The organism is Faecalibacterium intestinale (assembly GCF_040096575.1).
In the GTDB taxonomy this organism is placed as follows: Bacteria; Bacillota; Clostridia; order Oscillospirales; family Ruminococcaceae; genus Faecalibacterium; species Faecalibacterium intestinale.
The window spans coordinates 244,214-261,649 of record NZ_JBBMEN010000001.1; the positions used below are offsets into that span (position 1 = coordinate 244,214).

Annotated in this window: 16 protein-coding genes and 1 tRNA gene; 10 read left to right on the forward strand and 7 right to left on the reverse strand. The window is 57.1% G+C overall.

The window, feature by feature from the left end:
• Positions 1-37: 37 nt before the first annotated feature.
• Complete coding sequence (gene coaD, locus WMO20_RS01140) at positions 38-538, reverse strand: pantetheine-phosphate adenylyltransferase (protein WP_349185568.1); 501 nt, start codon at positions 536-538, stop codon at positions 38-40.
• 502 nt (positions 539-1,040) lie between these two features.
• On the opposite strand from coaD, the gene WMO20_RS01145 reads away from it, so the two are divergent.
• From WMO20_RS01145 to WMO20_RS01160, 4 genes are all read left to right on the forward strand, one after another.
• Entirely contained in the window at positions 1,041-2,387 is a 1,347-nt protein-coding gene (locus WMO20_RS01145) for a butyryl-CoA:acetate CoA-transferase (RefSeq protein WP_097783900.1), read from the forward strand.
• A gap of 48 nt (positions 2,388-2,435) precedes the next feature.
• Complete coding sequence (locus tag WMO20_RS01150) at positions 2,436-3,689, forward strand: AI-2E family transporter (RefSeq protein ID WP_349185569.1); 1,254 nt, start codon at positions 2,436-2,438, stop codon at positions 3,687-3,689.
• Between the two features lie 91 nt (positions 3,690-3,780).
• Positions 3,781-3,936, forward strand: coding sequence for a hypothetical protein (locus WMO20_RS01155; RefSeq protein ID WP_154251456.1), 156 nt, complete (start codon positions 3,781-3,783; stop codon positions 3,934-3,936).
• Positions 3,937-3,954: 18 nt separating this feature from the next.
• Positions 3,955-4,131 (forward strand): hypothetical protein, encoded by a 177-nt coding sequence (locus WMO20_RS01160; RefSeq protein WP_181573030.1) that lies wholly within the window; start codon positions 3,955-3,957, stop codon positions 4,129-4,131.
• A 93-nt stretch (positions 4,132-4,224) separates the two neighbouring features.
• Here WMO20_RS01160 and WMO20_RS01165 read toward each other — a convergent pair whose 3' ends face one another.
• Positions 4,225-5,655: a radical SAM protein gene (locus tag WMO20_RS01165; protein WP_349185570.1), complete on the reverse strand. Its 1,431-nt coding sequence runs from the start codon at positions 5,653-5,655 to the stop codon at positions 4,225-4,227.
• Positions 5,656-5,822: 167 nt separating this feature from the next.
• On the reverse strand, positions 5,823-6,398 hold the full coding sequence (locus WMO20_RS01170) for a TetR-like C-terminal domain-containing protein (RefSeq protein ID WP_112090026.1): 576 nt from the start codon (positions 6,396-6,398) through the stop codon (positions 5,823-5,825).
• Between the two features lie 270 nt (positions 6,399-6,668).
• Between WMO20_RS01170 and proC the strand changes: the two genes are divergently transcribed.
• The 4 genes from proC (at position 6,669) to WMO20_RS01190 (ending at position 10,426) form a co-directional block, all read left to right on the forward strand.
• Positions 6,669-7,475, forward strand: coding sequence for a pyrroline-5-carboxylate reductase (gene proC, locus WMO20_RS01175; protein WP_112090027.1), 807 nt, complete (start codon positions 6,669-6,671; stop codon positions 7,473-7,475).
• A gap of 7 nt (positions 7,476-7,482) precedes the next feature.
• Positions 7,483-8,280, forward strand: a complete 798-nt coding sequence (gene proB / locus WMO20_RS01180; protein WP_015538439.1) for a glutamate 5-kinase — start codon at positions 7,483-7,485, stop codon at positions 8,278-8,280.
• A gap of 3 nt (positions 8,281-8,283) precedes the next feature.
• Positions 8,284-9,546 (forward strand): glutamate-5-semialdehyde dehydrogenase, encoded by a 1,263-nt coding sequence (locus WMO20_RS01185; RefSeq protein WP_349185571.1) that lies wholly within the window; start codon positions 8,284-8,286, stop codon positions 9,544-9,546.
• Between the two features lie 439 nt (positions 9,547-9,985).
• A complete protein-coding gene (locus tag WMO20_RS01190; RefSeq protein WP_112090029.1) occupies positions 9,986-10,426 on the forward strand; it encodes a methylglyoxal synthase in 441 nt (146 codons plus the stop codon).
• 108 nt (positions 10,427-10,534) lie between these two features.
• Here WMO20_RS01190 and WMO20_RS01195 read toward each other — a convergent pair whose 3' ends face one another.
• From WMO20_RS01195 to murD, 3 genes are all read right to left on the reverse strand, one after another.
• Positions 10,535-11,803, reverse strand: a complete 1,269-nt coding sequence (locus tag WMO20_RS01195; RefSeq protein ID WP_349185572.1) for a methionine gamma-lyase family protein — start codon at positions 11,801-11,803, stop codon at positions 10,535-10,537.
• A 97-nt stretch (positions 11,804-11,900) separates the two neighbouring features.
• Positions 11,901-12,662, reverse strand: a complete 762-nt coding sequence (locus tag WMO20_RS01200) for a GNAT family N-acetyltransferase (protein WP_349185573.1) — start codon at positions 12,660-12,662, stop codon at positions 11,901-11,903.
• Positions 12,659-14,059: a UDP-N-acetylmuramoyl-L-alanine--D-glutamate ligase gene (gene murD, locus WMO20_RS01205; protein ID WP_349185574.1), complete on the reverse strand. Its 1,401-nt coding sequence runs from the start codon at positions 14,057-14,059 to the stop codon at positions 12,659-12,661. Before murD ends, WMO20_RS01200 begins: the two co-directional genes overlap by 4 nt.
• Positions 14,060-14,309: 250 nt before the next feature.
• Here murD and WMO20_RS01210 point away from each other — a divergent pair, with 250 nt between their 5' ends.
• A complete protein-coding gene (locus WMO20_RS01210) occupies positions 14,310-15,881 on the forward strand; it encodes an ABC transporter substrate-binding protein (protein WP_349185575.1) in 1,572 nt (523 codons plus the stop codon).
• Between the two features lie 65 nt (positions 15,882-15,946).
• A tRNA-Gly gene (locus WMO20_RS01215) sits at positions 15,947-16,022 on the forward strand.
• Between the two features lie 192 nt (positions 16,023-16,214).
• Here WMO20_RS01215 and WMO20_RS01220 read toward each other — a convergent pair.
• Positions 16,215-17,396: an FprA family A-type flavoprotein gene (locus WMO20_RS01220; protein WP_349185576.1), complete on the reverse strand. Its 1,182-nt coding sequence runs from the start codon at positions 17,394-17,396 to the stop codon at positions 16,215-16,217.
• Between the last annotated feature and the right edge of the window lie 40 nt (positions 17,397-17,436).

The window sequence follows — 17,436 nt, forward strand, 5'->3', positions numbered from 1 at the left end:
CCCAGTTATCAAAACGCCCTGCGGCATTTTTGCGGTATCAGATCTCTTCCCTCTCCCGGAGCTGTGCGTATTTTTCGCTGACGGCTTTTTCCACATTGGGTGTGACGAACTTGCTGATGTCACTGCCGTAGTACGCTGCTTCCTTTACGATGGTGGAGGAAAGATAACTCCATTTGATGCTGGTGGCAAGGAACATGGTCTCGATGCCGGGCATCAGTGCGTGGTTGGTTTGCGCAAGCTGGATCTCGTTTTCAAAGTCCGTTACCGCCCGCAGCCCCCGCACCATAACGGATGCGTGACGCTTTTTTGCGAACTCCACGGTCAGGCCATCGAAGCTTTCCACGGTCACGTTGGAGATGTTCTTGCAGCACTCCTGCAGCATAGCCACCCGCTCCTCCACTGTGAACAGCGGATGCTTGGCGCTGTTGATCAGCACCGCCACGATGAGGTGGTCGTTGATCTTTGCTGCGCGCTTGATGATATCAAGGTGTCCCTTGGTGACCGGATCGAACGACCCGGGATAAACTGCTGTTGCCATCGGTCAGTGTCCTCCTTGTGCGCTGTAATTACTAAGCGCGATGTGGTTCTGCCATGATAGCACTTTCCAGCCTTGGGTGCAACCTGAAACTGCTGCGGTGCGTTTTATCGTTAAATTTTAAACGAATCATCCCGCACTGCTCCGCAGTTGCTTCCCACGCTATTAGTAAAGCACATCGTCAAAATTTTATCAAGACTTTTTCTCAACTTTTTTGTTTTTTGCGTACCAAACAATCCCCACATAAAGCTAAGAAAACTGTTCATTATGCTATACTGGCTGTTTTTTAGCCAAAACTATTGATTCTACACTTTGTTAATGTTATAACTAAGTTGAGCTGTTCTGCGCGGAGCTGAGCACACACTGCTGCCTTGTTTATAAGGTTACCATACAGATGTGGCAAAACGGTGTGCATTCCGCAAAACAGGCGTAAAACAGCTGCATCATTTGTCCGCACAGAATTGTTTACAATTCTTTTATGTATTTTAAGAGAGGATGGTTTATAATGGATTGCAAGGAACTGTACGCACAGAAGCTTATGACTGCTGCGCAGGCTGCCGCTCTGGTCAAAAGCGGCGACTGGGTGGATTACGGCTGGGCTGTGAACACCCCTGTGGCCGTGGATGCCGAGCTGGCAAAGCGCCTGCCGGAGCTGGAAGGGGTCAACTTCCGGGGCGGCATCCTGATGTGGGTGCCGGAGATCTTCCAGATCGACGACCCCGCTGCCCACATGACTTGGAACAGCTGGCACATGGGCGGCATTGAGCGCAAGGCCATTGCGCAGGGCTTCTCCTTCTACTCCCCCATCCGCTACTCTGAGCTGCCCCGCTACTACCGCGAGAGCAGTGACCCCGTGGATGTGGCAGTATTTCAGGTGACTCCCATGGACGAGCACGGCTACTTCAACTTTGGCCCCAGCGCTTCGCATCTGGGTGCCGTGTGTGAAAAGGCCAAGAAGATCATCGTGGAGGTCAACACCAATATGCCGCGCTGCCTTGGCGGCATGGAGAACTGCGTACACGTTTCTCAGGTGAGCGGCATTGTGGAGGGCGCAAATCCCCCCATCGGCCAGATGGCAGCTGCCGGTGCCGCTACTGAGGTGGATCTGAAGGTAGCCAACCTCATTGTGCCGCAGATCCCCAACGGTGCCTGCCTGCAGCTGGGCATCGGCGGTATGCCCAACGCCATCGGCGGGCTGATTGCACAGAGCGACCTGAAGGATCTGGGCGTGCACACCGAGATGTATGTGGATGCCTTTGTGGATATTGCCAAGGCCGGCAAGATCAACGGCAGCCGCAAGCAGCTGGACAAGGGCCGTCAGGTCTACGCCTTTGGTGCCGGCACCCAGAAGATGTACGATTACCTGAACGATAACCCGGAGTGTATGTCTGCCCCGGTGGACTACACCAACGACATCCGCAGCATTTCCGCACTGGACAACTTTATCTCCATCAACAATGCCGTGGATATCGACCTGTTTGGTCAGGTGAACGCCGAGAGCGCCGGTGTGAAGCACATTTCCGGCGCAGGCGGTCAGCTGGACTTCGTGCTGGGCGCATACCTTTCCAAGGGCGGCAAGAGCTTTATCTGCCTGTCCTCCACCTTCTTTAATAAAAAGACCGGCCAGCTGGAAAGCCGTATCCGTCCCACGCTGGAGAATGGCAGCATCGTTACCGACACCCGCGCCAACGTGCACTATCTGTGCACCGAGTATGGCTGCGTGAACCTGAAGGGCCTGACCTCTTGGGAAAAGGCCGAGGCTCTGATCAGCGTGGCACACCCGGATTTCCGCGAGGAGCTGATCCGCGAGGCTGAAAAGCTGCACATCTGGCGCAGAAGCAACAAAATTTAATAAGCGCTGTGGGTATTCCCGCTGCCCGCAGCAGGAATGGAGTTTGTCATGATGGACAAAAAGCCGCACATCAAACCGTATCTCTATGGGATGCTCGCAGGGTTTGGTGCCATTGCACTGAGCATCATCTTCTTTTTCCTTATTTACCGCTTTGACGGCTTTGGCTCAGCTATCTCTACCCTGACCGGCATTCTGATGCCCTTTATCTACGGTGCCGTCATTGCCTATCTGCTCAAGCCGGTGTGCAACAGCATCGAAAGCTTTCTGCGCCGGTTCATCCCGGAAAAGATGAACGGTCTGATCAACGCGCTGTCCGTGGCACTCACCATCCTGTTCGGGCTTTTGCTGGTGTATGCGCTGGTCATGATGATCGTGCCGCAGCTGATCACCAGCGTGACGACCCTGTACTACACCGCGCAGGCCAACATTACAAGGTTCATGTACTGGGCAAACCATCTGGAGTTTATTGAAAACAACGAACAGATCATGGAGCTGCTCAATTCGGCCTACGCTGCCCTGAATACCAATCTTGACACGTGGATCAAGAACACCCTGCTGCCCTCCATGCAGAACATCGTAAGCGGCGCAGCCATTGGCGTGCTGAACGTGGTGACGGTGGCCAAGAACCTGATCATCGGCATCATCGTGGCGGTGTATATGCTGGCCAGCCGCAAGCGGTTCGTGCAGCAGGGCAAGCTGGTGCTGCACAGCATCGTCCGCCCCCGCTGGGCGCAGCTGATCACCGAGGAAGTGAAATACGCAGACCGGATGTTCGGCGGCTTCATCAACGGCAAGATCATGGACTCTGCCATCATCGGCGTGCTGTGCTATATCGGCTGTCTGATCTTCAAATTCCCCAGTGCGCTGCTGGTGTCGGTGATCATTGGCGTAACCAACGTGATCCCCTTCTTCGGCCCCTTTATCGGTGCTATTCCGGCTACGCTGCTCATCCTCATCCAGAACCCCATTAAGGCGCTGTGGTTCGTGCTGTTCGTGCTGGTTTTGCAGCAGCTGGACGGCAACATCATCGGGCCCAAAATTCTGGGCAACACCACCGGTCTTTCCAGCTTCTGGGTACTGTTCGCCATCCTGCTGTTTGGCGGCCTGTGGGGCTTTGTGGGCATGATCGTTGGCGTGCCGCTGTTTGCCGTTATCTACGACGTCATCAAAAAGCTGGTCATCCACGGCTTGCAGCGCCATCAGGAATTGACCCTGCTGAACAGCTATCACGACCAGTTCGGCGACCCCGCAGACGATGCAGCCGCACAGCCTGCTGCATCGCAACCTGCTGAAAACCAGTAACCCTTTCCTGCCCCGCATCAGAGCCCTTCCGATGCGGGGCATTTTTTAGCCATGCCGTATTATAAGAACGTATATAAAGGAGAACGATTTAATGGGTATTAAAATGATGTTATTGGGTATCGCCGTTATTCTGGCTGGGATTGCCTTATCTATAAGTAATATTTTTGCTTTTGTTGGTGGAGCCGCAGGTCTTTTAATCACAATTGCCGGTATGCTTGTACGGGGCAAAAACACAACCGAGAAATAATTCACGAAGGTTTGACAAATGACTTACACAATCGCGATCATTTCTACTTTAGCGGCATGGTTCGTTGGGCTATTTGCAGACGCAAACATCGATTTTGGAGACCCACAAGGGTTTTTAGCTCTCAGAGTGCTGTTTCCTGTTTTAGCTATGGGAATTTGTATTCTAAAGGCAATTAAAGAAAGCGATAAGAAATAAATAGCCGCCAACATGCACAGCAAGACCCCCGCCTTATGTTCCAGTCAGGAACACAGGGCGGGGGTCGTTTATTGCTTTGATTCAGATTTCAGCTCAATCCAGCGGCTGAGAGGGCTTCCAGTCCTTATAGTTCTCATACCGGCTCTCGCGGATCTTGTGGTGAGACCACACTTCGTCAGCGGTGGGCTGCCAGTCGGCGGCGTAAGCCTTGCACTTCTCGCACAGGTGCTCGACGCTTTCCGGGGACTGCAGGTCGGTGCTGTGGGCACCGGTCTCGTGCACCATCTTTTCCAGCAGCTCGGGGTTTTCCAGCATCGGGCAGGGCCGCAGATGGTTCTTGTTAAAGGGCTGACCGTTGTGGTAAGCCATGAACAGCGGGCTGTGCAGAATCTCCAGAATAGACTGGTCGTGGATGTTAGCGTTGGAGTAGTGGATGAACACACAGGGCTCAGCATCACCAGCAGAGTTGATGTGGAAGTAGTTGCGGCCGCCGGCGATGCAGCCGCCCACGAACTCGCCGTCGTTCTGGAAATCCATGGGGTAGAACGGGATATCGCACTCGGAAGAGCGCAGATAGCGGATACGGTCGATCATATACTTGCGCTGTTCCGGGGTGGGCATCAGCTCCGGGGCGGCCTCGTTGCCCACCGGCATATAGTGGAAATAGAAGCCGAAATGCGCGCCCTTCTCGCACAGGAAACGCATGAACTCGTCATTGGTGACGGCATCGATGTTCTGGCGGGTGTAGCAGATGGAGGTGCCGAAGATAATGCCGTACTTCTTGAGCAGATCCATGGCGTGCATTACAGCGGCATAGTGGCCTTCGCCGCGGCGGGCGTCGTTGGTCTCCGGGGTGCCCTCGATGGACAGCATAAAGGCGATATTGCCCAGACGCCGCACCTCTTCACAGAAGGGCTCGTCGATGAGGGTGGAGTTGGTGTAGATGGCAAACTGCACATCGTTGTGCTTTTCTGCCAGCTTGAGCACATCCTTCTTGCGCACCAGCGGCTCGCCGCCGGTCAGCATATACAGGTACACGCCCAGCTCCTTTCCCTGCGTAACGATCTTGTCCATGTCCTCAAAGCTGAGGTTGTTCTTGTTGCCGTACTCGCCTGCCCAGCAGCCCACGCAGTGCATATTGCAGGCAGAGGTGGGATCGAACAAGATCAGCCAGGGGATATTGCACTGGTACTTGACGCGGTTCTCGCGGATGGTCTTAGTGCCGCGGAAGAAGGCTTCGTAGCCCAGATTCAGCGCAGTGGTGCGCGCCACATGGGGGTCGGTCTGATCCAGCACGCAGTTGATAAGTTTCGTCCACTTGCTGTCGGGGTCGGTCAGCACCTTTTTGGCGTTCTCGTAGGTCTCATCGCTGAAGCCGCTGCCGTAGAACTGCTTTGCAGCATCTACCAGCTGGCACATTGTTTTTTCACGGTCTTGCTCGGCGTGGGAAAGCGCCACGTCCACTATTTTACCAAGTGCAGCACGCTGCATCTTGTGGGTCAGGTTCTCAAGAGATGTATTCATAACTTTTCCTCCCGAAATGATTCCTTTGGAAATTCTTATTTTGCTTGACCACATCTTACTACTTTGCGTGTTTTTGTGCCATAAACAGAAAATACGCCGTGATGGAAAACCCATCACGGCGTACCATTTGATAAAATTTTATTGAAGCCGCACGGACAAAAAACGCTTCATTCCTCTATTTTCAGGCTGCCGGTGCTCAGGCGGCACAGTGCACGGCGGAAATCCCCGTGGATCATGGTGCTTACGCGCTCCACCATCTGCTTGGGGTCGTTCTTCATATCCCGGCGGGTCCATTCCAGCGTCATGCCCACCAGTGCATACTTGTAAAAATCGACAACAAACTGTTTGTCTGCATCCTGTACGGTGATATCGTGGCATTCGCGGTCTGCAAAGTCCTTCAGGATGGGGTCCAGCAATCTATAAAGGTACTGCTCCACCTGTTCCCTGCCCACCGAGCGGTAAACATTGAGCACAAGGGTCTTGTTGTCCTGCAGCTGGTGCAGAACGTCCAGATAGGCTTCGCTCCATGTACCAAAGCCCCGGCGGCCTTCCATCGCCTTGGCGGCATCTTCTGCTAAGATCCAGTCCACCAGATCGTAAATATCCTTGAAATGGTAATAAAAGGTCATGCGGTTCACCCCGCAGTCCTCGGTGATATCGTTGATCGTGATCTTGTTCAGGGGCTTTTCCAGCAGCAGCTTCTTCAAAGATGCCTCCAGTGCCCGTTTTGTCGTTTGTGACACAAAAACCCATCCTTTCCCGGCAGACGCCGCTGCCGTTTCCGTGAATGATACCCCATGATTTATTTTACCGCAAAATACGACCTTATTTCAAGTAAAGATTCTTACCTTTTTATGAAGTTTGTGTGTGCACTGCCCGCTGCGAAAGTGCTGTTTTTACATTATATCCGCCCAAAATAAGACAAAAGTCTTGATTTTCTCCCGCCCTATGCTTAGAATGAATAAGAAGCAGAATTTTATGCAGTGCATACCTGCCGAGGGAGGGTTATTATTATGATGAAAACCATTGGGTTTTTAGGCTGTGGAAACATGGGCGGGGCTATTGCCCGCGCCGTGTGCAAGGCTACCGAGCCTGAGAATGTATTTCTGGCTAACCGCACGGCTGCCAAGGCCGAGGCGCTGGCCGCAGAACTGGGTTGTCAGACCGCTACCAACGCCGAGGTCGCCGGTGACTGCGATTTGATCTTTCTGGCGGTGAAGCCCCAGATGATGGAAGCCATGCTGGAGCCGCTGCGGTTCATACTTGCCGAGCGCAGCAATCGGTTCGTGCTGTGCACCATGGCTGCCGGCCTGCCGGTGGCACGCATTCAGGAGATGGCGGGCGGCGACTACCCCGTCATCCGCATCATGCCCAACACCCCGGCATCGGTAGGCGAAGGCATGATCCAGTATTGCTCCGTCAACGTGACCGCCGAGGAAGAGGAAGCTTTCTGTCAGCTGATGGCTCCCGCCGGGCGTCTGGACGCCGTAGCCGAGGGTATGATCGATGCTGCCAGCTGCGTTTCCGGCTGCGGCCCGGCATGGGTGTACCAGTTTATTGAAGCGCTGGCCGATGGCGGCGTGGCCTGCGGCCTGCCCCGGGCAAAGGCACAGGAGTACGCCGCACAGATGGTGCTAGGCAGCGCAAAGCTGGTGCTGGAAAGCGGCAAGCACCCCGGTGCGCTGAAGGACGCTGTGTGCAGCCCCGGCGGCAGCACCATTCAGGGCGTGCGGGTACTGGAAGAACACGGGCTGCGCGGTGCGGTGATGGATGCCGTGCTGGCCGCTTACGACAAAACAAAGGAAATGGGAAAGGGTTAATGGAATCATGCGCATCGTTGTGAAAGTAGGCACCTCCACATTGGCATACCCCACCGGGCGGCTGAACATCCGCCATGCAGAGGAACTGGTCAAGGTATTGAGCGATTTAAAGAACGAGGGACACGAGGTGATTCTGGTGTCCTCCGGCGCTATCGGCATGGGCGTGGGCAAGCTTTCGCTGCCTGCACGCCCCAAGGATACCACCACCAAGCAGGCCTGCGCCGCCGTGGGGCAGTGCGAGCTGATGTACACCTACGACCGGCTGTTCAGTGCCTACGATCACACAGTAGCGCAGATCTTGCTTACCGGCGTGGACGTGGAGCACACCGAGCGCCGGGTGAACATCCAGAACACTCTGACCCGCCTGCTGGAGCTGGGTGCACTGCCCATCATCAATGAGAATGACAGCGTTGCCACCGATGAGATCACCTCCATTGGCGATAACGACACGCTGGCCGCTATTGTGGCCTGCTGCTGCAAGGCCGACCTGCTTGTGTTGCTGAGCGACATCGACGGCCTGTACACTGCCAACCCCCACACCCACCCGGATGCGGCGCTCATCCCACTGGTGGAGGAGATCACCCCGGAGGTGATGGCACTGGCAGACGGTGCAGGTTCGGCACTGGGCACCGGCGGCATGGCTACCAAGCTGCGGGCTGCCCGCATGGTGACCGGCAGCGGCGCAGATATGGTCATTGCCAACGGCGCACACCCGGAGCTGCTGTATGATATCGCTGCGGGCAAGCCCATCGGCACCCGCTTTGCCGGGCACAAGCAGCCCGCACTGTCCACACAGGAGGTTTGAGCTATGACAACACAGGAAATTCTGGAAGCCGCCCGTGGGGCAAAGGCTGCGCTTGCACTGGCTGATGGCGCAAGCCGTGCACAGGCACTGCGCAGTATGGCTGCGCAGCTGTGCAGCCCCGCAAGCATGACGGCCATCCTTGCCGCCAACGCCGCTGATATGGCCGCTGCAAAGGGGCATATCAGCGAGGTGATGCTGGATCGTCTTGCCCTGACCGAGGAGCGCATCCGCGCCATGGCAAAGGGCATTGAAGAGGTTGCCGCCCTGCCCGATCCGGTGGGCCGGGTGCTGAAGCGGGTGGAGCGCCCCAACGGACTGGTGATTGAAAAGACCGCCGTGCCCATGGGTGTGATCGCCATCATCTACGAGAGCCGTCCCAACGTGACCAGCGATGCCGCCGCCCTTGCCATCAAGAGCGGCAACGCCTGCATCCTGCGCTGCGGCAAGGAGGCATGGCGCAGCGCCAACGCCATTGTACAGGCACTGCGGCAGGGGCTGCGGGAGAACGGCCTGCCGGAAAACGCAGTCTGCCTGATCGAGGACACCACCCACGCTTCCGCCAACGCCCTGATGACTGCCGTGGGCTATGTGGATCTGCTGATCCCCCGGGGCGGTGCAGGGCTGATCCGCGCCTGCGTGGAGAATGCCAAGGTGCCCTGCATCCAGACCGGTACCGGCATCTGCCACATTTTTGTGGACGACACCGCCGATCAGGCAAAGGCGCTGGACATTATTGAAAACGCCAAGGCCAGCCGCCCCAGCGTGTGCAACGCCGAGGAGGTGTGTTTGGTGCACTCTGCCATTGCGCAGGAGTTTCTGCCAAAGCTCGCGCAGCGTCTTGGCCCCGACCGCGTTGCTGCAGGCAAGCTGCCGGTAGAGCTGCGGCTGGACACACGCGCCGCCGCCATCATTCCCGGTACACCTGCCGGCCCTGCGGATTTTGACACCGAGTTTCTGGACTATATCCTTGCCGTCAAGGTGGTGGACAGCGTAGACGAAGCCATTGCCCACATTGCGCAGCACTCCACCGGCCACAGCGAGGCTATCCTGACCCGGACACAGACAGACGCCGACCGCTTTACCGCTGCGGTGGACAGCGCCGCCGTGTATGTGAACTGCTCCACCCGCTTTACCGACGGCGGAGAGTTTGGTCTGGGCTGCGAGATGGGCATTTCTACCCAGAAGCTGCACGCCCGGGGCCCCATGGGGCTGGAAGAGCTTTGCAGCTACAAATACGTTATCCACGGTGACGGGCAGATCCGGTGAGTTTTCTCGCCCCGGCTTCTTCATAATTTTTTTACAATTCTGTCCGGCCTGCGGGCGCGGCGGAGCAAGTTTTTGATAGTTGAAAAAAATTTCCTGTACAGGCCGATGCAAGCTGCTATGGCCTGTATTTTTGTTTTATCGGGATGGACTGTGTTTCAAAACAAGCACATAAAGTGAAAAATATTTCACTTTTCCCAGAAAACGGATGTCCTTGGATAGTGGTATGTATCCAAGATTTTGCCGTTTCTCACAATGTTAAAGTATTACTTTTATGTTTTTATAGGTTAAAAAAGCAAAGTTTTCTCTTGACAGAGCGTTTTTGATGCGGTAAAACTATATTGTAAGACTTGATATCGATTTCACTACCGTTTCACGGGAATTCAAAATTCGTACATCACAACTGGTACTATGTAAAAATAAGTAAAGGAGAGAGCATCCTATGACGATCGCAATTCTTGCCCACGATTCCCGCAAAGAACTGGCTCTGCAGTTCTGTACCGCTTACAGTGCCATCCTTTCCCGCAATAATGTTATCGCCACCGGTACCACCGGCCGGATGCTTGCGCAGACCACCGGCCTGCCGGTGCACTGCTACCTTTCCGGCAAGCTGGGCGGTGTGCAGCAGATCACCTCCCGCGTTGCCTGCGATGAGGTGGATCTGGTGCTGTTCTTCCGCGACCCGCTGAAGGCCGATGCCGCCAGCCTGACCGAGCAGAATCTGCTGCGTTTGTGCGATATGCACAGCGTCCCTATTGCCACCAACATTGCTACCGCAGAGGTTCTGCTGCGTGGTCTGGATCAGGGAGATCTGGACTACCGCGAGGGAATGCACCCGGCCTTGATCGAGCCGCTCCCCGCCGTGCAGGCCCGTGCCGTGTAAGCGTTTATTTGTGTGTTACTTTGTGTATAGAGGGAAAAAAGGAGCTATCGCAGCGTGTTGTGCGATAGCTCCTTTTTGTTTGCGTGTTATTTGCCCGCCGGGCAAACATTACTCCTTAAAATATGCTTTCTGGACAGCCAGCAGCACACCGGCGCGGCTGGCGGCAAAGTTCAAGCCGCCCTGCAGATAGCAGGTATAGGGGGCGCGCAGGGGGCCATCGCAGGAAAGCTCGATGGTGCTGCCCTGCGTAAAGCTGCCGCTGGCCATGACCACCTCGTCGGTGTAGCCCGGTTCCGGGCTGGGTTCCGGGGCGGCGTAGCTGTCCACGGGGCTGGCGGCCTGAATGCCCTGACAGAAGCCGATGAGCGCTTCTGCCGTACCGGCATCAAAGCAGGTGACGATATCGTTGTGATCCTCACAGTAGCGCGGGATGGGCTTTTTGCCCAGCAGCTCCAGCATACACTGGGCGTAGATGGCGGTCTTGATGGCCTCGCACACCACGCCGGGGGCGTAGTAGAAGCCCAGATACATATCCCGGGGGGTCTCCAGCGTGCAGCCCAGCTCCTTGCCAAGGCCGGGGGCGTTCAGGCGGTAAGCGCACAGTTCCACCAGATCCCTGCGTCCTACGATGTAGCCGCCGGTGGGTGCAATGCCGCCGCCGGGGTTTTTGATCAGGCTGCCCACTGCGATATCCGCGCCCACCTGACAGGGCTCCTGCGTCTGGGTGAACTCGCCGTAGCAGTTGTCCACAAAGATGATGATCTCCGGGTTTGCGGCGCGGGCGATATCCGCAATTTTGCGGATAGTAGCCAGATCAAAGGCGTTGCGCTGTAAATAGCCGCGGCTGCGCTGGATGTGGCACACCTTTGCGCCGGGGGCTTTCTGGGCGATCAGGTCGTAGTCCGGGGTGAAGTCGGCCTTGAGGGGAGCTTCGTCGTAGTTTACGCCGTAGTCCATCAGGGTGCCGGTACCCTTGCCCTTGCCGTCCAGACCGATGACGCCCTCCAGCGTATCGTAGGGGCGGCCGGTGGCGGCCAGCAGGGTGTCCCCTGCCCGCAGCAGACCGAACAGCGCCACCGCCAGCGTGTGGGTGCCGCTCTGGAACTGGCTGCGCACCAGTGCATCCTCTGCGCCCATGACCTGTGCAAAGATCTGCTCCAGCTTGGCGCGGCCGGTATCCCACAGACCGTAACCGGTGGTGCCCAGCATATCGGTGGAGGACATCTGGGTATCGGCAAAAGCCTTGAGCATCTTCAGCTGGTTGAAATCCCGGATTTCCTTCATCTGGCGGAAGTAGGGCTGGCACATCTCCATAGCCTTTTCGTCCAGCGCCAGCACCTCGGGCTTATAATCAAAAAAGTGGTTCAGAATCGACATTATAACGTGATAGTTCCTTCCTGTTATTTTTGGGTTCTTGCATTGCAATGCCAGTTCTTCCTTTCGGGAGAACTGGCATTTTGCGTAAAAAGCTTTATCATTTCTCGGGCACATAGCGGGCGTACTCGGCCTGCTTTGCAAAGCCGAGACGGCTATAAAACCGCACCCGCTCCGGTGCACAGAGGAATACCGGGTGCAAGCCTTCGGCGGCAAGACTGTTTGCCATTTCCACAATGAGCCGCCCGCCGATGCCCTTGCCCCGCAGCGGCTCTGCGGTCTGCCCGCAGGCCATATAGGCTTGCCCATTGCACAGGGCATAAGCACCTACGGTGCAGACGACTGTACTCCCCTGCTCCAGCGTCCATGCCACTGCCCTGCCCCGGCTGCGCTTTGTGCATAGCTCTGAGTAAAAATCCGCCTGCCGGGCGGGGTCTGCGGGGTAAAGCGCCGCTGCCACTCGGGCGGCGTGTGCTTCCCGGCAGAGGGACAGCTGCGCCCACAAAGCCTCGTCCACGGCGGGCAGGGGCAGCAGCCCGCCCTGCGGCAAGCCGAACACCGTCAACGTTTCTGCCTTGTGCCAGCCGTCCGGCGGCGGGCAGACGGCTTCGTCCAGAATGGCGCTCTCGCACCCGCAGAAGGATAAAAAGCTTGCCAGCTCTGCGGGGTTTGCGTGCCCGGCCAGCCACGCCGTGCTGCCGGAAAGTTCCAGTGCCAGCGTAGGGCCCGCGTAGAACCGCCACGGCTGACTTTTGCGAAAGAGCGCGCAGTCCAGCGGCAGCAGAGCGTCCAGCACCGGCAGACCCCGGCAGGCATTTGCGAACCGGGTGCGGCGCTTTGCATCCTTTACCTGTGCGATCACTTGAGCGCGTTTACGATCTTTTTGAACTCGCGGCCGCGCACCTCAAAGTTGGGGTACAGGTCAAAGGAGGCACTTGCCGGAGACAGGATGATGATATCTCCGGGCTTTGCGGCGGCGCGCGCCAACTCTACGGCGTGCTGCATATCATCTGCGTGCTGAATGGGCAGCGCAGTCTCGTCAAAGCCGGGGCACTCCCGCACAGCCTTTTCGATGCGTGGGCCGGTAGCGCCCATCAGCACCAAGTCCTTGACATGGGCAATGATCTCCGGTGCCAGCGGCTCGTAGGGAATGTGCTTATCGTAGCCGCCCGCGATGAGGATGACCTTCTGGCCAAAGCTGCGCAGACCGGCAATGGTACGGGTGGGGCTGGTGCCGATGGAATCGTTATAGTACAGCACACCGTCCAGAGTGCGCACCGGCTCGATGCGGTGCTCCACGCCGGTGAAGGTGCTGCCCACCTGACGGATAGCTTCTACGGGCACCTCGCCCCACACGGCAGCGGCAGCAGCCAGCAGGTTCTCGATGTTGTGCAGGCCACGCAGCTTGACATCCTTCTGGGCAAGGAAGGGGGTCACAACACCATCCTCTGCCATGCAGAGCATCCCATCCTTGCGCAGGAAAGCACCGTTGTCAGTATCATGCAGGCGGGTAAACCACACCTGCTTGCCCTTGCAGTCTGCCTGCATGGAGCGGCTGATCTCGTTCTCATACCCCAGCACGGCGCGGCAGGGCTGCTTCTGGTACAGCAGGATATTGCGCTTGGCATCAATGTATTCCTGCATATCCTTGTGGTGATCCAGATGGTTCGGGGTCACATTGGTGACCACGGCAATGTTGGGGCTTGCGTGCATACTGATCAGCTGGAAGCTGGAAAGCTCCACCACAGCCACGTCCTCCGGGGACACCTCCGGCAGCATAGGCAGCAGGGCTGCGCCGATGTTGCCGCCCAGATGCACCTTGCGGCCTGCGGCCTCGTAGAACTTGGAGATGAGGGTGGTGGTGGTGGTCTTGCCGTCCGAGCCGGTCACTGCCACGATCTCGCAGGGGCAGAAGTCGAAGAACAGTTCCACCTCACTGGTGACCATAGTGCCGACAGCCATGGCATCCTGCAGGGGCTTTTCAAAATAGCCCACAAAGCCCGGGGTGCGCATGATGATGTCCTGTCCCTTGAAGCCGTCCAGATAGTTTTCGCCAAGGCTCAGGTCGATGCCCAGTTCCCGGATGGTTGCAGCGTAATCGCCAAAGTCCTCCACGCTCTTTTTCTGGTCGCACAGGGTCACATGAGCGCCCAGTTCCACAAACTCCTTGATGAGGGTCTTGTGGCTGACGCCTGCGCCGATAAAGGCGACTTTTTTGCCCTGAATAAGCTGGGCAAGCTTCTGCTGATCTTTCTGCATAAAAACAGTTCCTCCTCTATAGGATCATGGTATAACACCGCGCCGCACGGGCAGCGCGGGGATCACTTTGCTGTACCATTATAGTCCATTTGCGCGCAATTGGCAACGGAAAACCGCACAGTCTGCTTCAAAAAACCCGGTAAATTCACAAAAAGGCAATTGTTTTTTCTGCTGCTTTCTGCTACACTTGTCGTTGCAGAGCGTTTTTTGCCGTTTCTGCGCGAAGATGAACGGAATGAGGTTGTTCTTTTTGAAACGATGGTTGCGTTTTACCGCAGCGGTGCTGGCTGCTGCGTTTCTTTTTGCCCTGACCGGCTGCGGCAGCTCCACAAACTCTGCTAGTTTTACATGGTTCGTGGACAGCATCCCCGCAAATCTGGACCCGCAGGTGGCTTCCGGTGCGTCGGACGTGATCGCCTGTGAGAATCTGTACGGCACGCTGGTGCGCAAAGACCCGGACGGCGCGCTTGTGCCGGGGCTCTGCGAAGAGTGGACGGTGTCCCCGGACGGGCTGACCTACACCTTTACCCTGAAGGACGGCCTGCGCTATGCAGCCGCCAAGGGTGCAGCTACAGAGTACGATATTACCGCCGAGGATTTTGTGTTTGCGTTCCGGCGCATTTTCCGCGCCGATACCGCCTCGCCCTATGCGGTGGAGTTTTCGGCTATTCAGAACAGCGCCGCCGTGCTGGCGGGGCTGGCGGACGAAAGCAGTCTGGGCGTTTCAGCCAATGGGGCACTGTCGTTGGTGTTCCGGCTGAGCGAGCGGGACGATAACTTTTTGGCAAAGCTGGCCATGCCCGGTGCAGCCCCCTGTGACGAGGCCTTTTTTGAGAGCACCCGGGGCACCTATGGGCTGACCGACAAGACTACGCTTTCCAGCGGGAGCTTTTATCTGTATAACTGGACGGCAAACGGCCTGTTTTTGCGCCGCACTGTGGAAAGCCCGCTGGTCGGCAGTCTGCGTCTGGTGCAGGACACCAGCGGCAGCGGCAAAAGCGCAGCCCAGCTTATTGCTGACGACAAATGCTCTGCCGCGCTGGATGAGAGCGGCGAGGCCACCAGCTTACAGACCGTAAGCTACTCCGACACCACATGGGCGCTGCTGTTCAACGCGGCGGAGGGGTCGGTGTTCCAGAACCAGCATCTGCGGCAGGCGCTGACCGGTATTGCCCGGGAAAACGCCGATGTGCCCTCCAGCGGCCTATACACAGCCGCAAAGGGGCTTGTGCCGGAGGGTCTGACCGTGGATGGGCTGGACTACCGCGAAACTGCCGGCGATCCCCTGCCCGCTATCCCGGAGCCGAAGGCCCTGTATCTGGCTGCCCGGCAGGGCATGGCTACCTCGGATTTTTCCGGCGTGACCCTGCTGCTGCCCAAGAACGCCGGACTGAGCGAGCTGGCCGACCAGATCAACAGCGCATGGCAGAAGGAGTGCTCCCTGTTCTTCTCGGTGGAAGAGGTAGAGCAGGACGAGTTTGACGCCCGCATTGCCGCCGGGAAATACACCATTGCCCTTGCGCCCATCCGTGCCGAAGGCGGCAGCGTGTACCAGATGCTGCAGCAGTTCACCACCGCAGGCGGTAGCCTGACCGGCTATGCCGATACCGTTTATGCCGACCGGCTGGCACTGAGTGCCCAGCAGACCGGCAAAGCCCGCTGTGCCCTGCTGGCGCAGTGTGAGCAGCAGCTGCTGGAAAGCTGCACCGTAGTGCCCCTGATGGCGCAGCAAAAGCGTCTGCTGCTGGCAAACGACGTGCGTGACCTTGTATTCGACCCATTTTTCCCGGTGCTGGACCTGACATGGGCCAAAATGAGCTGACCGCAAATTTCGTGCGGAAAAGCCTTGACATTCCTGCCCTGCTTTGTTACAATAGTGGAGCACTTGCAGGGTTAGCTCATCCGGTAGAGCGACTGCTTCCCAAGCAGTAGGCGGCGGGTTCGAGTCCCGTATCCTGCTCCAGAATATAGCGGTGAAACGTTCAGAATTTGTTCGTTTCATCGCTTTTTTGTTTGTTGACATTTCAAAAAACGACGTAAAAATTTGTGTTTTTCGCTCATAATCCAGCAGATAATCAAACAAAAGAACAAAAAACACTCCCGGGCTTTTGCAGAAAGTCCGGGAGTGTTTGCGTTTACTTGATTTTATATCGTGTTACTTTGCCACGAGTTCGGCGGCAAGGGCGTCCATCTGTGCTTCGGCGGCGGCGTTGGCGGCAGAACGGATGGTGACCACGTTCTCGCAGAGGGTGATGTTCTTCATGCTCTCCAGTTCGGCACGCATAAGCTTTGCAGCCATGGGTGCCCAAGTGCCGTTTTCCATCAGGCCAACGGTGCGGTTCTGGAAGCTTTTGGTCTTGAGGTGAGCCAGCAGGTTTTCCATCGGCGGGAAGAGGAAACCATCATAGGTGGCACAGGCCAGCACGATCTTGCCGCAGCGGAAGGCTTCGGTAACGGCGTAGGAAACATCGGTACGGGTCAAGTCCATCTCCACCACCTTTGCGCCCTGTGCGCGCAGCTTTTCGGCCATGGTGTGGGCGGCGGCACGGGTGTGACCGTGGATGGAGGCACTGGCCACCAGAATCTTTTCCGGCTCCTCGGCCTTGTAGCCGGACCAGAGATCGTAGTAGTTCAGGTACTTGCCCAGATCACCGGTAAGCACCGGGCCATGCAGCGGGCAGATGGTCTTGATGTCCAGTGCCGCAGCCTTTTTGAGCAGTGCCTGCACCTGCGGACCGTACTTGCCCACAATGTTCAGGTAGTAGCGGCGGGCTTCGCTTGCCCAGTCGGCGTTTTCGTCAAACTTTGCCACAGCGCCAAAACGGCCAAAGCCATCGGCAGAGAACAGCACCTTCTCACTGCTCTCGTAGCTGACCATGACCTCCGGCCAGTGCACCATGGGGGCAAACACAAAGGTAAGGGTGTGGGTGCCAAGGCTCAGGCTCTCGCCGTCCTTTACCACCACGCGGCGCTCCGGGGCAATGGCATCTGCGCCAAAGAACTGCTCCATATACTGGAAGGTCTTGGCGTTGCCCACCACCTGCATCTCAGGGTAAAGGGCTGCCAGCTTTGCCACGTTGGCACCGTGGTCCGGCTCCATGTGGGAGACTACCAGATAGGCGGGCTTGCGGCCGCCCAGTGCCTCGGCAAGATTTTCCAGCCAAGGCTCGGTAGCGCGGGCGTCCACCGTGTCCAGAATGGTGGTCTTTTCGTCCAGAATGACATAGGAATTATAGCTGACCCCGGTGGGCACCGGATACTGGCTCTCGAACAGGTCGATGGTGGTATCGTCCACGCCCACACCAAGGATGGCTTCGCTGATTTTTTTCATGCTCATACCGTTCAGACTCCTTTTGGGTTTATCTTGTGCCGTAAAT

Coding starts and splice junctions, on each gene's coding strand:
- murD (WP_349185574.1), bottom strand. CDS start 14,059: ATGCAGAAAGATCAGCAGAAGCTTGCCCAGCTTATTCAGGGCAAAAAA.
- proB (WP_015538439.1), top strand. CDS start 7,483: ATGCGCATCGTTGTGAAAGTAGGCACCTCCACATTGGCATACCCCACC.
- WMO20_RS01150 (WP_349185569.1), top strand. CDS start 2,436: ATGATGGACAAAAAGCCGCACATCAAACCGTATCTCTATGGGATGCTC.
- WMO20_RS01185 (WP_349185571.1), top strand. CDS start 8,284: ATGACAACACAGGAAATTCTGGAAGCCGCCCGTGGGGCAAAGGCTGCG.
- WMO20_RS01220 (WP_349185576.1), bottom strand. CDS start 17,396: ATGAGCATGAAAAAAATCAGCGAAGCCATCCTTGGTGTGGGCGTGGAC.
- coaD (WP_349185568.1), bottom strand. CDS start 538: ATGGCAACAGCAGTTTATCCCGGGTCGTTCGATCCGGTCACCAAGGGA.
- WMO20_RS01165 (WP_349185570.1), bottom strand. CDS start 5,655: ATGAATACATCTCTTGAGAACCTGACCCACAAGATGCAGCGTGCTGCA.
- WMO20_RS01155 (WP_154251456.1), top strand. CDS start 3,781: ATGGGTATTAAAATGATGTTATTGGGTATCGCCGTTATTCTGGCTGGG.
- WMO20_RS01160 (WP_181573030.1), top strand. CDS start 3,955: ATGACTTACACAATCGCGATCATTTCTACTTTAGCGGCATGGTTCGTT.
- WMO20_RS01145 (WP_097783900.1), top strand. CDS start 1,041: ATGGATTGCAAGGAACTGTACGCACAGAAGCTTATGACTGCTGCGCAG.
- proC (WP_112090027.1), top strand. CDS start 6,669: ATGATGAAAACCATTGGGTTTTTAGGCTGTGGAAACATGGGCGGGGCT.
- WMO20_RS01195 (WP_349185572.1), bottom strand. CDS start 11,803: ATGTCGATTCTGAACCACTTTTTTGATTATAAGCCCGAGGTGCTGGCG.
- WMO20_RS01190 (WP_112090029.1), top strand. CDS start 9,986: ATGACGATCGCAATTCTTGCCCACGATTCCCGCAAAGAACTGGCTCTG.